This window comes from Enterocloster aldenensis (assembly GCF_003434055.1).
GTDB lineage: Bacteria > Bacillota > Clostridia > Lachnospirales > Lachnospiraceae > Enterocloster > Enterocloster aldenensis.
In genome coordinates, this window is the sequence record NZ_QVEX01000007.1 from 78746 (window position 1) to 92551 (window position 13806).

12 protein-coding genes are annotated in these 13806 nt (G+C 50.9%); all 12 read left to right on the plus strand.

The genetic code is table 11. The features are described 5' to 3' along the window. Window positions 1–80: 80 nt before the first annotated feature. On the plus strand, window positions 81–1457 hold the full coding sequence (locus DWX59_RS15565) for an ABC transporter substrate-binding protein (RefSeq protein WP_117560137.1): 1377 nt from the start codon (window positions 81–83) through the stop codon (window positions 1455–1457). Window positions 1458–1581: 124 nt separating this feature from the next. Continuing rightward, window positions 1582–2457 carry a carbohydrate ABC transporter permease gene (locus tag DWX59_RS15570; protein ID WP_117560138.1) on the plus strand — a complete coding sequence of 292 codons (876 nt, stop codon included), beginning with the start codon at window positions 1582–1584 and terminating at the stop codon, window positions 2455–2457. Window positions 2458–2469: 12 nt separating this feature from the next. Beyond that, on the plus strand, window positions 2470–3303 hold the full coding sequence (locus DWX59_RS15575; protein WP_117560139.1) for a carbohydrate ABC transporter permease: 834 nt from the start codon (window positions 2470–2472) through the stop codon (window positions 3301–3303). 44 nt (window positions 3304–3347) lie between these two features. Further along, window positions 3348–4682 carry a sulfatase family protein gene (locus DWX59_RS15580; protein ID WP_117560140.1) on the plus strand — a complete coding sequence of 445 codons (1335 nt, stop codon included), beginning with the start codon at window positions 3348–3350 and terminating at the stop codon, window positions 4680–4682. 176 nt (window positions 4683–4858) lie between these two features. Beyond that, entirely contained in the window at window positions 4859–5923 is a 1065-nt protein-coding gene (locus DWX59_RS15585; RefSeq protein ID WP_117560141.1) for a tartrate dehydrogenase, read from the plus strand. 28 nt (window positions 5924–5951) lie between these two features. Further along, window positions 5952–6740 carry a DUF3100 domain-containing protein gene (locus tag DWX59_RS15590; RefSeq protein ID WP_227116714.1) on the plus strand — a complete coding sequence of 263 codons (789 nt, stop codon included), beginning with the start codon at window positions 5952–5954 and terminating at the stop codon, window positions 6738–6740. A gap of 11 nt (window positions 6741–6751) precedes the next feature. Then, on the plus strand, window positions 6752–7225 hold the full coding sequence (locus DWX59_RS15595; RefSeq protein ID WP_117560143.1) for a hypothetical protein: 474 nt from the start codon (window positions 6752–6754) through the stop codon (window positions 7223–7225). 47 nt (window positions 7226–7272) lie between these two features. Further along, window positions 7273–8358 (plus strand): C45 family autoproteolytic acyltransferase/hydrolase, encoded by a 1086-nt coding sequence (locus tag DWX59_RS15600; RefSeq protein WP_117560144.1) that lies wholly within the window; start codon window positions 7273–7275, stop codon window positions 8356–8358. Between the two features lie 315 nt (window positions 8359–8673). Then, the gene (locus tag DWX59_RS15605; RefSeq protein WP_227116715.1) at window positions 8674–10047 is read left to right on the plus strand and encodes an ABC transporter substrate-binding protein; all 1374 of its coding nucleotides are present in this window, start codon (window positions 8674–8676) and stop codon (window positions 10045–10047) included. A gap of 176 nt (window positions 10048–10223) precedes the next feature. Then, on the plus strand, window positions 10224–11078 hold the full coding sequence (locus DWX59_RS15610; RefSeq protein ID WP_235845072.1) for a carbohydrate ABC transporter permease: 855 nt from the start codon (window positions 10224–10226) through the stop codon (window positions 11076–11078). Then, window positions 11078–11902 carry a carbohydrate ABC transporter permease gene (locus DWX59_RS15615; protein ID WP_117560146.1) on the plus strand — a complete coding sequence of 275 codons (825 nt, stop codon included), beginning with the start codon at window positions 11078–11080 and terminating at the stop codon, window positions 11900–11902. Before DWX59_RS15610 ends, DWX59_RS15615 begins: the two co-directional genes overlap by 1 nt. 79 nt (window positions 11903–11981) lie before the next feature. After that, window positions 11982–13793 carry a cache domain-containing sensor histidine kinase gene (locus DWX59_RS15620; protein ID WP_235845073.1) on the plus strand — a complete coding sequence of 604 codons (1812 nt, stop codon included), beginning with the start codon at window positions 11982–11984 and terminating at the stop codon, window positions 13791–13793. Window positions 13794–13806 lie beyond the last annotated feature (13 nt).

Genomic DNA, 13806 nt, shown 5'->3' on the forward strand with positions numbered 1-13806 from the left:
GTTTATAATCTAATTACAGTATATGAAACGGGGTTATATAAACCGCAGCACTGACTGCTGCAGAGAAGAGGAGGTTTCTTATGAAAAAAACACTTGCAATCATGATGTCGGCACTGATGGTTGGGGGATTGGCCCTCAGCGGATGTGGAGGCGGGCAGACGTCCACCACAGCCGCGCCCACTGAGGCTGCTAAAACTGAGGCGGCCAAGACAGAGGCGGCGGCAGAACCCGAGGCAGCAGAGGCTGCTTCGGGAGAACAGGTTACAATTACCATCAGCAACTGGCTGGAGGCAGAGGAGGCGACATCGGCAATCTTTAAGGAACTGCTGGATGATTTCATGGCTGCCAATCCGGACATCAAGGTTGAGTCCCAGGCAATCCCATTCAACCAGTACAAGGACCAGGTCCTGATAGCCGGTACATCGGGCAATGCGGCGGACGTGATCATGGGCAATTCACAGATGATGAGCGCGTTTAACGGGGCAGGCATCCTAGCAGAACTGGATTCCCTGGCTTCCAAGGATGTGCTGGATGACATCTATCCAGGTTATCTGTCCGGCACCACGTATGGCGGCAAGGTAAAGGCATTATCATGGGCGCCCCATCCGATTGCCATGTATTACAACAAGGATTTATTTACCAAGGCCGGTCTGGATCCGGAGGAGGTGCCGGCAACCTGGGATGAGATGACAGAGGCAGCCAAGGCAGTGGCGGCCCTGGGCAAGGATGATTCCGGCAATACCATCTATGGCCTGGGACTTCCCACCGGAAAGGTGGCCCACACCGGAACTGTTTTTAACGGTATATTCTATGCCTTTGGCGGACATTTTGTGGATGGGGACGGTAATGTGGACCTGAACAATGAAGGCAATGTGGCAGCCCTTACCTGGACCAAGGAGCTGGTAGATGCCAAGGTGATTCCGGCCGGACTGGAAATCAAGGATTTGCGCGGACTGTTTGCATCCGGGCAGATCGGCATCATATTTGACGGCGACATGGGCCGCGGCGCATTCCGCGCCAGCAGCGGCATCGGCGAGGAATTTGATAAGAAGATGGGCATTGCCATTATTCCGGCAGGAGAGACAGGAAGAAGCGAGACTGTTTATACGGAGCATCAGCTGGCTGTGTTTGAGAAATCGGAGCACAAGGAAGCAGCGGTCCGGCTGATAGAATACCTCATCGGCAAGGATGCAATGTTAAAATACCACAAATCCAATGCGGTCCTCTCTGCAAGGAAATCCATAGCCACCCTGCCTGAGATGAATGAGGACTACTTCATGGAAGTATTTAACAAGCAGTCCGAAACAGCCAGCCCCCTTCCGGCAACCAATGCAATGTTTGACAATGCCATGAATGAGGTGACAAAGGCCATCGAGCGTATTGTTGTGAACAATGAGGACATTACCACGGTGCTGGAGGAGACCAACGCCACCATCAGGGAGATGTATGGACAATAAGCGCATGCAGTAAAAGCACTGCGCGCAGAAAGATAATCCAGAAGTCAGGGAAGTATCAGTCTGAATCAGGAGCGGCTGCAGATCATCCTGCATCCGCTCCGCTTTTATCAATGGGAGGGCTAGCATGGGAACAAAGAAAAAAGTCAACTGGTTTATGGTGATGCTTCTGGTGCCTGCGGTGGCAATGCTTACGGTAACCATCATCATACCTGTGTTTGTTGTGATTGGAATGAGTTTTTATCACTATAACCTGTTGGACATGAATAACATAACGTGGAACAATTTTGCCAACTACAGGGCAGTGTTCAAGGACGCTGAATTCATCCGCACCTTTGGGCGGACCCTTATCTATGTGTGCGGCACGGTGGTATCCCAGTTTTTTATCGGGCTGGGCGTGGCGCTTTTGCTAAACAGCAGGAGCCTGAAGGGAAGAAAGCTGTTCCGCAGCCTTTTATTCCTTCCCTGGACCATTCCGTCCCTGGTGGTGGCGGTTACCTGGATGTTTATTTTCCAGCCCCAGTACGGTATTGTGAACTATCTGCTGAACCTGGGGGATTACAGTGTGCTTGGCAGCCCGAAGACAGCCATGGTGGGCGTGGTCATATCCGCGGTTTGGAAGCAGATGCCCCTTATGATGATCATGCTCTTATCCGGGCTTCAGACCGTGCCCGAGGATTTGAAGGAAGCGGCTGAGATAGACGGGGCCACCGGACAGCAGAAATTTTTATGCATCACGGTTCCCTGTATCATGCCGGTTGTAAAGACAGTGACCCTTACCTCCATTGTCTCCAATTTCCAGATGTTCGTGCTGTTCTTCACCATGACAGGCGGCGGCCCGGTAAGGGCCACGACCACACTGCCTCTGTACACTTATGAGACCGCGTTCTCGGGCTTTAACCTGGGCAAGGGCGCTGCCATCGGCGTGTGCTGGCTGGTGTTCCTGATGATTTTCTCCACAATTTACAATAAGGTCCTTTCCGCCAAAGAAGTGGAATATTAAGGAGGTGCGCGGATGAAAAAGAAAACATGGCGGTCCATTTTGAAATATGCGTCCATAACAGCCATTACCATATGCTTTGTTTTTCCCATATACTGGATGCTGCTCACTTCCATTAAGCCCAATGAAGCCATTTTAAAGCTTCCGCCCCAGTTTGTCCCGGTTACAGCCACCATGGACAATTACAGGGGAATCCTGACAGACGGCAAGTTCCTTATATTCTACAGGAACAATGTGATTGTATCGGGAGTCACCACCCTGGTGACCCTTATCCTGGCGGTATTGGCAGCCTATTCATTTTCCAGATACCGTTTCAAGGGCAGCAGATTTGTGATGATGCTGTTTTTGTCCACCCAGATGTTCCCGGCCATGACGCTTCTCATTGCCCTTTACAACATGTACTTCCGCCTGGGGCTTTTGAATACGTATACGGCTTTGGTGCTGGCCTGTTCCACCAACGCGCTTCCCATGTCGGTGTGGATCCTCAAAGGATTCTTTGACACCATATCAAAGTCCCTGGAGGAGGCGGCCTACATTGACGGCTGCTCCAAGGGAAGGACCCTCATACAGGTGATTCTGCCCCTGGTTAAGCCGGGAATCCTGGCAGTGGGGCTGTATTCCTTCCTGATTTCCTGGGAGGATTTCCTCTGGGGCCTGACCCTGGTCAACAAGACCGGGATGCGCACCCTTGCCTCGGGCATTGCCATGACTTATCTGGGCGAGTACAATTATGACTGGGGACGGGTTATGGCGGCAGCGGTGGGCGCGGCCATCCCCATCCTGATCATCTTCATCTTTTTGCAGAAATACATGATAGCAGGCCTTACCGCCGGGGCGGTCAAGGAATAGGGTGCCTGAAGAATGGCACTGTGGTTTGAGAAATGGAGGATGTCATGAAACAGAAGCAGAATATTGTTTTTTTCTTTTCCGATCAGCAGCGGGCGGACACCCTGGGGTGCAACGGGCAGCCCCTGCCGGTCACACCGTGCCTGGACCGGTTCGCATGTGAGGACGCGGTGAATTTTTCCAATGCGTTCACACCACAGCCGGTGTGCGGCCCGGCCCGGGCCATGCTCCAGACCGGGCTGTATCCGACCCAGACCGGCTGCTACCGCAACGCGGTCTCCCTTCCGCTGGGGCAGAAAACCCTGGCCCGTTACCTGAAAGAGGGTGGGTACCAGGTGGCTTATGTGGGAAAATGGCATCTGGCTTCGGATGAGCATGGGAACCACTATGAAACCATACCGGTTCCCCCGGAACGCAGGGGCGGATATGATGACTACTGGATGGCGGCGGATGTGCTGGAATTTACCTCCCATGGATACGGCGGTTATGTGTATGACAAGGATGGCAATAAACTGGAATTCACAGGATACAGGACTGACTGCCTGACCGGCCATGCGGTCCGCTATATAGAGGAGTATGACAGTGAAAAACCGTTTTTCCTCATGGTTTCCCATATTGAGCCCCATCATCAGAATGACAGGGGGGACTATGAGGGACCTGAGGGCAGTAAGGAACGGTTCGGGGACTTTGTGCCGCCGCCGGACCTGGAGCCCGGGAAAGGGGACTGGGAAGAATTCTACCCGGATTATCTGGGCTGCTGCCATGCCCTGGACACCAATTTCGGCCGGGTGGTTAAGGCGCTGAAGGAAAAGGGGATTTATGACCGGACCATGGTGATTTACGCCAGTGACCACGGCTGCCATTTCCGCACCCGTACAGATGAGGTGGCGGAACATGGATATGATGACTATAAGCGCAACAGCTTTGAGGGAACCATCCATGTCCCCATGCTGATTAAGGGGGATGGATTCGGGAAAGGCGTAAACGAGGAACGGGTGGTTAGCCTTTTGGACCTGCCAAGGACCATCCTGACAGCGGCCGGGATTGAAACCGGGAAACTGGACCTTCAGGGGCGGCCGCTCCAGGAACTGGACGCGCCTGACTGGAAGGAGGAGGTCTATATACAGATCAGCGAAAGCTTTGTGGGCAGGGCGTTGCGCACCAGACAGTATAAATATGTGGTATATGCCCCTGAGGCCAATCCCTGGACGCAGAGCGGCAGTGATGTCTACCGGGAAAAGTATCTGTTTGATTTGGGGCAGGACCCGCTGGAGAGGAACAACCTTATTGCGGATCCCCTCTATGCCGAGGTAAAGGCAGGTCTGCGGAAACGGCTTTTGGAGCTGGGGTTAAAGGCCGGGGAACGGTTTACAGTAGTGTAAAGAATGGGTATGGCTGTTTCAGGTATGGAATATACCGTGGAAGGGTCATGCCCTTTCTTTTTTTGCCGTTTTTTGATATAAGATTTTCTGATGATTTCATCAGAAAAAAATATTTTACTTATGACAAATAAATGTTTACGATATAAGCATACAAAAAAACAAGGGGGGATACGGCATTGAAGAAACATAAGATTGCTGTGATTGCAGGTGATGGCATTGGGCCCGAAGTACTGGCTGAGGGGGTCAGGGTTTTAAAACAGGTGGCTGAATGCGACGGAGGATTTTCGTTTGAATTCACATTTTTTCCGTGGGGATGCGAGTACTATTTAAAGACAGGGAAAATGATGGATGAGGACGGGATTGAAAAGCTGAAGCAGTATGATGCCATCTTTTTAGGGGCAGTGGGATATCCTGGTGTGCCGGACCATATTTCACTGTGGGACCTGCTCCTGAACATACGCAAAAGTTTTGACCAGTACGTGAACCTCAGGCCGGTAAGGCTGCTGGAGGGGGCGCCCTGTCCACTTAAGGATGTGGACAGAAAAGACGTTGACATGATATTTGTGAGGGAGAACAGCGAGGGCGAGTATGCGGGGAGCGGCAGCTGGCTGTTTAAGGGAAAACCTCATGAAGTCGTGCTTCAGGAAGGTGTGTTTTCCAGGCATGGATGTGAACGCATCATCCGTTATGCCTATGATCTGGCAAGGGAAAAGGGCAAGACCCTGACCAGTATCAGCAAGGGGAATGCACTGAATTATTCCATGGTTTTCTGGGACCAGATATTTAAGGAGGTGGGTGAGGATTATCCGGATGTAAAGACATTTTCCTATCTGGTAGACGCGGCCAGCATGTTCATGGTAAAGGACCCTGCACGGTTTGAGATAGTGGTCACCTCCAACCTGTTCGGGGATATCCTGACTGACCTGGGCGCTGCAATTGCCGGAGGCATGGGGCTGGCGGCAGGAGCAAACCTGAACCCGGAAAGGGAGTTCCCGTCCATGTTCGAGCCCATCCATGGCTCTGCGCCGGATATTGCGGGACAGGGAAAGGCCAATCCCTTAGCCACGGTCTGGTCGGCAAGCCAGATGCTGGATTTCTTTGGATACAGACAGTGGGGGGAAAAGCTGATTGATATCATTGAGGAAATCCTGAAGGAGAAAAAGGTGCTTACGCCTGACCTTGACGGCACGGCAACCACAAGTCAGGTGGGGGACGAAGTTATTTCAAAGCTGAGGCAGTAAAAGCAAAACGATTGTATGGAGGATGCATATGTGGAGAGACAAGAACTGGGGAGATTATAAGTTCCATTTGGTGATTTTGGTTTGCTGTATCCTGGCAGAGGCCGTTGGCCCTATCAAGATACCGGTTGGCGGGGTTACGGTTACACTTCTTCCGCTGCTTTATTCCATGATTTTTGTCCTGATTGTTTATATGATTAAGCCAATCCGGTTTGTAAAGGAAAAGCAGGCAGAAATCGGATCCGCGCTTCTGACATTGAGCGTGGCGTTCCTGATGGCAAAGCTGGGGATTACCAGCGGCGCATCCATCAAGGATGTAATCAGTGCAGGCCCTGTACTGATTCTCCAAAACCTGGGAAATGTGGGCACCCTGCTGGTCGCGCTTCCCATTGCCCTTCTGCTTGGGATGGGGCGTGAGGCAGTGGGCATGACCCATGCCATGAGCCGCGAGCCTAACGTGGCCCTGATTTCCGATATGTTTGGGGCTGATTCCGCTGAATTTAAGGGAGTCATGACATGTTACATTGTGGGAACTATTTTTGGAACCATTTTCATGAGTATCGTGCCGCCCATATTTGTCAGCCTTGGCATCTTTTCGCCGGAATCAGCAGCCATGGCAGTGGGGGCGGGCAGCGCGTCCATGATGACGGCGGGTCTGGCTGGTGTCATGGAGGCCGCGCCCGCAGCCAATCCGGATGTGCTGACTGCATTTGCCAGCATCAGCAATGTGATTTCATCATCGATTTCAGTGTATCTGGGACTGTTCATCACAGTGCCGCTGGGGAACGTTATCTATAAGGCCATGAAAAAAGGAAAATAGGGGGATTTCATATGGATAAGGAGAACAGAGTCAGTTTTGGGAGTGAGTTTTTTGACTGGGTCATGACATTTATTATCGTGGCAATCCTGTCAGTTGCCTGTAACATGGTTGGCTATGGAGGAATGCTTCTGGAATCCATACCGGGGATGCTTATCTTTGCTGCCATCAGCCTGGCCGGGCTCACGGTAAAGCATTTTATTCCTGGGAACCTTCCGGCGGTTGCTTACATAGCGCTGATCGGTATGCTGGTTGCAATGCCGTTTTCACCTATATCCGGGTTTGTCATCTACTGGGCCAATAAGGTGGCCCTGATGGCGGTAGTGACCCCGATCCTTGCATATGCAGGTGTAATCGTGGGCCGTGACTGGAGGGAGTTTGTGAAGATTGGCTGGAAGGGGATTCTTGTCTCGCTGCTGGTCATCCTGGGAACGTTCTTTGTATCGGGCGGCATGGCAGAAATAATGGGACGGATATTTGGTATGTGACGGATCCGGCAGGGATTGTGCGTCATGCAGAGGAAAGGAGAGGGGACATGGAGAATTTCCCATTGTTAGAAATAGAGGGGACACCCTATGAAATCGGATATAAGCACGGCGGGGTTTTTAAGGAAAAGATAGCAGGGACCATTCAATGCTACCGGGAAATGTTTAAGGATTATTCGGATTTGGAATGGGAGAGGGCAAAGGAACTTTCCACCCGGTTCGTGGATATCATTCATGAGTACAATCCGGATTATCTGGAGGAAATAAAAGGCGTTGCAGCCGGTTCCGGGTTTTCCTTTGAGGATATCCTTGCCCTTAACTGCCGGAGTGAACTGGTATTCGTGGGCAATGAGATGGATAAGGCAGACGGCGGATGTACGTCCATTGGAATCAGCAGTGATGCCGGGGCGGGCGGCGATGCCTTCCTGGCCCATAACTGGGACTGGAAGACCAGCCAGAGGGCGTCCATGGTCATGATGAAAATCAGGCAGAAGAACGGGAAACCGGATATCTTCATGGTGACTGAGGCAGGGATTATCGGCAAGACCGGCTTTAACAGCGCGGGAATCTGCCTGTACCTGAATGCCCTGTCCACCAACCAGGCGCCAAAGGGGCTGCCGCTCCACCTGGCCATGAGGGGAATCCTGGATTGCGGTTCGCTGGCAGAGGCCATTGGCGCCGCCACCAGGTTCCCGCTGGGGTGCTGTGCCAACTTTATGATTGGCCACAAAAACGGGGAGTGCGCTGATATTGAGATAGAGAACGGGGATTTTGATGTGTTATATCCAAGGGACGGAATCCTGGTCCACACCAACCATTTTGTCAGTCCCCGCCTTCCTATCCTGCCCAGGAAGGACACGTCCAAGCAGAAGTTCCCGGATACCTTTGTAAGGCTGGGAAGGGCGGATAAGCTTCTGAGGAAGAAAGGCAGGGATATCTCGGAAAAGGATATCATGGAAGTGCTCAGGGATCACGTGGAATATCCGTCCAGTATCTGCAGGCACGAGGATTTGGCTGCGCCAAAGGGGAAACGGATGGGGACCGTATTCTCCATGGTGGTGAACCTGACCCAGGGGAAGATTTATTTCTGTAAGGGGAATCCTTGTGAGCAGGGATATGAGGAGTATGGGATTTGAATTGGACGGTATGGAAATTTTGGTTAATTAAGATAGGTTGGTTAAAAAAGATATTTTGGTCCAATAAGATATTTTGGTTCAATAAGACAGACTGCGCTGCCCGTTCCCGGGCAGCCTTTTTTAAATCCGTATGAAGGAAAAACGGCAATAGAAGAAACCCTAAAATAAGAAATCTTGTAATAATTTGTGCATAATACACTATTTATGTCAAAAAATAACAAGAAATATAATAATACAGCTAAAAATTCGTATATAAGTAAATGCCCTGGTCTGCTAAAATTCTGTTATAACCATTTACAGATAAGAGGAGGATGTATGATGAGGAAAAATTTTGTAAAACGCACATCGGCCCTGGCGTTAGCTGCATTCATGGCAGCATCAGCAGCAGGCTGTTCATCGGGAGGCGGCAGCCGGACCGCGGCAGCGCCGGACACAACGGCCCAGGAAGCTGCATCCGGTGAGGAAGCCAAGGCAGATGGGGATAAGGGGGAAACAGAAAGTTCAGGGGAACCGGTTACCATCCGTCTGGTACACTATATGGGCGAGCAGGCCAAGAGGGACGCGCTGGATGCCATGCTGGCTGCATTTAACGAGGCCCATCCTGAAATCCATGTGGATGTGGAAGTGGTTGCATCCTCATCCTATATTGCAACCTATAAAAACTATATTGCTGCCGGGGAGGCGCCGGACATCATGTTCGGAAAACCACAGACCATGCAGGAGTTTGTGGACGGCGGATACTTCATGGACCTTAAGGATGAAGCGTGCATGACCAATGTGCTGCCCATGCTGGTGGATGAGTGTACGGTGAACGGCGGCGTATATGGTTTTCCCATTGATGCCCAGGTAAAGGCAACCTTTTACAATAAGAAAATGTTTGATGAGGCAGGGGTGGAGGTGCCCAAGACCAAGGACGACTTCTTCAAGGTATGTGATACGTTCATGGACAAGGGAATTTATCCCATGATCCATCCCTATAACTTCATACACGGCGTGTTCCATGAACTGGATTCCTTCTTTACCAGCATGGCGGCGGGCACGGGCAATGAAAATGTATGGATGGATTCCCAGAACGGCGTAAAGGATTTATCCGGCAACCCGGTGGTTGTGGAAGCCATGGAGATGTTCTCAAAGTTTGCCTCCTATAAGGATGCCGGGGATACGGCGGTTGACCAGACCCAGGGTATCCAGAACTTTGCGGCAGGCCAGAGGCCCATGTATATGAACGGCGGATGGCTGATGGGGGATGTGATTGCCGCTGCCCCGGACGGGGACTTCGGTATGTTCCCCACGCCATGGTCGGATGATCCGGAGCAAAACAAGCTTTGGATCGGCATTGATGACGTGTTTATTGTTTCCCAGCAGACCGAGCACAAGGACGAGGTCATGACACTTCTTAATTTCTTTGCCGGTGAGGAATGCTCCAAGACATGGATGGGCACTGCCAAGCTGATGACCAGCAACATCACGGTGCCAACCGATGATGCCGATGCATTCATCAAGGAAATAAAGACCTATATTGACAATGACATGATTGTGTCAAAGAGCCTGGTTCCGGATTATACCTCGGAGTACTCCACTGCATTCCGCACCAAGCTGCAGGAGTTTGTCACACTGGATGACAGCCAGAGGGATGTGACAAAGCTGCTTAAAGACATTGATGATGAGATAGGGTCCATCCGGCAATAGTTTTTCAACTTCATAAAAACCGGTGGATTGTCCATGACAAGGTGACATACCGGTACGGAAGGTCAGGGAGGTCCGGTTGCCGGGCCTCCCTGATGGACGGTGGACTCCCGGATTCCGGCCCCAAAGATGGGGGCAGGGGAGACGCCGGGAGTGCACATAGTGAAATGGAGGAGAGAATGAACCATAAAACGAAAAAAAGGTTTCAGGAATTTACATTCATATTGCCGGCCCTAATCATGTTTTCCATTTTTGTGGCCTATCCATTTTTACAGGGCTTTCCCATATCGTTTACAAAATGGGATGGCATGAGCCCGGATAAGACATTTGTGGGTATGAGTAATTATCTGAGGATCTTTAAGGATGCAAATGTAATCAATGCCACAAAGAATACCCTGGTATTTACAGCAGTGACCATGATAGGCTCCAATCTTCTGGGCCTTATGTTCGCCCTGATGATTTCCAGGGTATCAAAGCTTAATAATGTGCTCAGGACCTGCATCTTTGTACCCTACTGTCTCAGCCTGGTACTGTCGTCCTACATATGGAGATATGTGTACAGCGATGTATTTTATGATATATTCGGAGTGCCCAGCCCTCTGGGAAGCACCACCTGGGTCATGTTTGGCCTGGCCGTGATATCCGTGTGGAGGGATGCCGGTTACTGCATGGTGGTGTACATTGCGGCCATACAGGGCGTGTCTTCGGATTACTATGAGGCAGCTGATTTGGAAGGCGCCACACGCTGGCAGAAATTTAAAGATATAACATTTCCCATGATTGCCCCGGCAGTCACTACCAACTTTACCTTGCTCCTTGCCTGGGGCATGAAGGTGTTTGATTATCCCATGGCGGCAACGGCAGGCGGCCCGGGCCGGGCTTCGGAGACAGTGGCCATGCTGATTTATAATAATCTGTTTACCTATTTCCGGGCCGGCTACGGCCAGGCCATTGCAGTGGTGTTCACCATTGCCATATTTGCCGTGAGTACCATTGTGTCCAGGACTTTGAGGGCCAGGGAGGTGGAAATATAATGAAACAGACCGTAAAAGACAGACTGTTCCTGGTGTTTAAGCTGGCTGTTACCTTATTTGTGATTAGTCCGTTTTATATTGCAGTCATTTATTCGGTAAAGTCCAAGCCGGAGATGGTAAGCAACAGGCTGGCATTTCCCAAGATCATCCACTGGGACAATTTTACAAGGGCCGTTGAGACCTCGGGCTTCGGGCTGGCCATGAAAAACAGCCTTGTGACCACGGTGGCGGCCGTGCTGGCCATCACATTGATCTGCACCATGTCGGCGTATATGATTGCAAGAAAGAATAACCGGTTATACAATGCCATTTATTATATTTTTGTGGGAGCCATGATCATTCCCTTCCAGTCCATCATGACGCCTCTGTACATTGATATGACGAAATGGGGGCTGCTCAATACGCTTCATGGGTTCATCATGGCCAAGATAGGGTTCCAGATTGCATTTACAGTGCTGCTGGTGTCGGGATTTGTTAAGAGTATTCCCAGGGAACTGGAGGAGGCTGCGGCCATTGACGGGGCCGGCCTGTATTCCGTATTTTTCAGGATCGTGTTCCCGCTGATGAAACCCATCATCCTCACATCCGTGGTACTTAACACCCTGAATGTGTGGAATGATTTCCAGATGTCCCTGACCCTGCTTCAGAAGAAAGCGGTCCGCAATGTGCCCCTGACCCAGTATTTCTTTTTTGGCGAGAACAGTATTGAACTGGGGCTGGCATTTGCCTTGTTCATCCTGTCCATGATTCCTATCCTGATCCTGTACCTGAGCCTGCAGAAATATATCATCGGCGGCATTACTTCCGGGGCAGTGAAAGGATGAGCATACCTGTATAAAAGCCCCCGCACGCATTGACATGATTAAGGCCAGTTGTTATATTTGGGAAAAAAAGGAGCGGGACATGACAGGTGTTCCCGCGAAGGCGGAGGTACGGGGGATGGAACAGCCGGGGAACAGGATACATTTCAGGAAGACATTATATTGTAAAATGATTGTGGTCACCCTTTTGCTGGGTATCACGTTCTTCATTGCCCTTTTGTGGATTTATAAAGCCAGCTGCAGCCGGTTTGAGGAAGAGCTGACATACCACTCGGATACGCTGACAGGGCAGATCTGCCAGAACGTGGATATTACCTTAAAGGAGCTGGCGGAGAAGACAGTGCCGCTGACAGCCACCAATGAACGGTTCGGCTCTCTGCTCAGCGGGGTGAGGGAGGAGGATAAGGGAAAGGAAATCCCTTTCCAGCGCCTGAGGATCCGGAACCATCTGGAAGAAATGCTGAGCATGAATGATGACATCAACTGGATTGCGGTGATTGACAGGAGGAACGAGGTTTATATGGCCTACCGTGATTCCCGGCCTAAGGGCACTGTGCCGGGGAGCATCGAACTTCTTTCCCTATACATGGATAACAAGGAAAACCTTTCGGACAGGCCCGGCAACATTGTATGGCTTACAAGCGCCAATGAGGATGGGATTGTGCTGATGCGCAGCCTTTTTGACACCAATACCATGAAGTTTTGCGGATACATTGTGGCGGAGGTGAAAAACAAATCCCTGAAAGCCATATTTGAGCACATTGACAGCAGCAAAGTGGGAAGCTTTACCCTCTATGACAGGAATGGGGTTCCCATATATTCCACGGATTCCTCCTATGGGCAGGGAACCCAATCAGGGAATGAACCATGCAGTGAAGGGCAGCCCTCCCGGGGACACCGGCGCGGTTCTCTTTACGCTGAATACCCCATTAACAGGGGGAAGCTTAAGATTGCCCATGTCATAGACATGGCGGAAAAGAATAAACGGTTCTCAGACCTTTTATATCTTATATCGGGAATCGGGTTGCTTGTGTTCCTGGTAATCATCATTTCCCTGTGGCTGATGTTCGGGAACATGGCAAAAAACCTGAAAATACTCCTGGAAAACATACACCGGGTATCCAAGGGCGACTTTGACCTGGAACCCACATTGTTCCGCAAAGGGGATGAGATGGATGTGCTTGCATTCAATATCCAGGAAATGTCAGGCAGGATTAAGGCATTGATGGACCAGGTCGTGCGCGATAAGGAGATACAGCAGCAGAACCAGTACCAGCTGCTGGAATTCCGCTATCATGAACTCCAGTCCCAGGTCAACCCCCATTTCCTGTTTAATATCCTTCAGTCCATTAACGGGATTGCGCAGATTAACGGGGACAGTCAGGTCAGCAGGCTGATATGCATGCTGTCCAAGTTCTTCCGGGGAAACCTGGAGCGGAGGAATGTTTCCTGCCAGCTCAGGGAAGAACTGGAATATTCCCAAAACTATCTGGAGCTGTATAAGGATATATACCCTGACAGGCTGAATATTGAATGGGATGTGGATGAACGCTTCCTGGATGTGGGGATACCTACCTACATATTGCAGCCCATTGTTGAAAACTCCCTGGTCCATGGCATGGAACCCATGATTGGGACCTGTACCATCCGGATCCGGGTCCGGGAGCAAGGAGGCTGCCTGGTCATCTCTGTATGGGATGACGGCGGGGGAATCGCACCTGAAAAGCTGAAACAGCTGATGGACGGAATGGGTGAGTCCAGACATATAGGGATACGGAATGTGCAGGACCGCATCCAGATGCTTTATGGAAAAGAATATGGGCTTTCCATCCGGTCGGAACACCACGAATATACGGAAGTCAGGCTTACGCTGCCGCTGAAGTGCGGATCATGACCGGGTTTTGCCG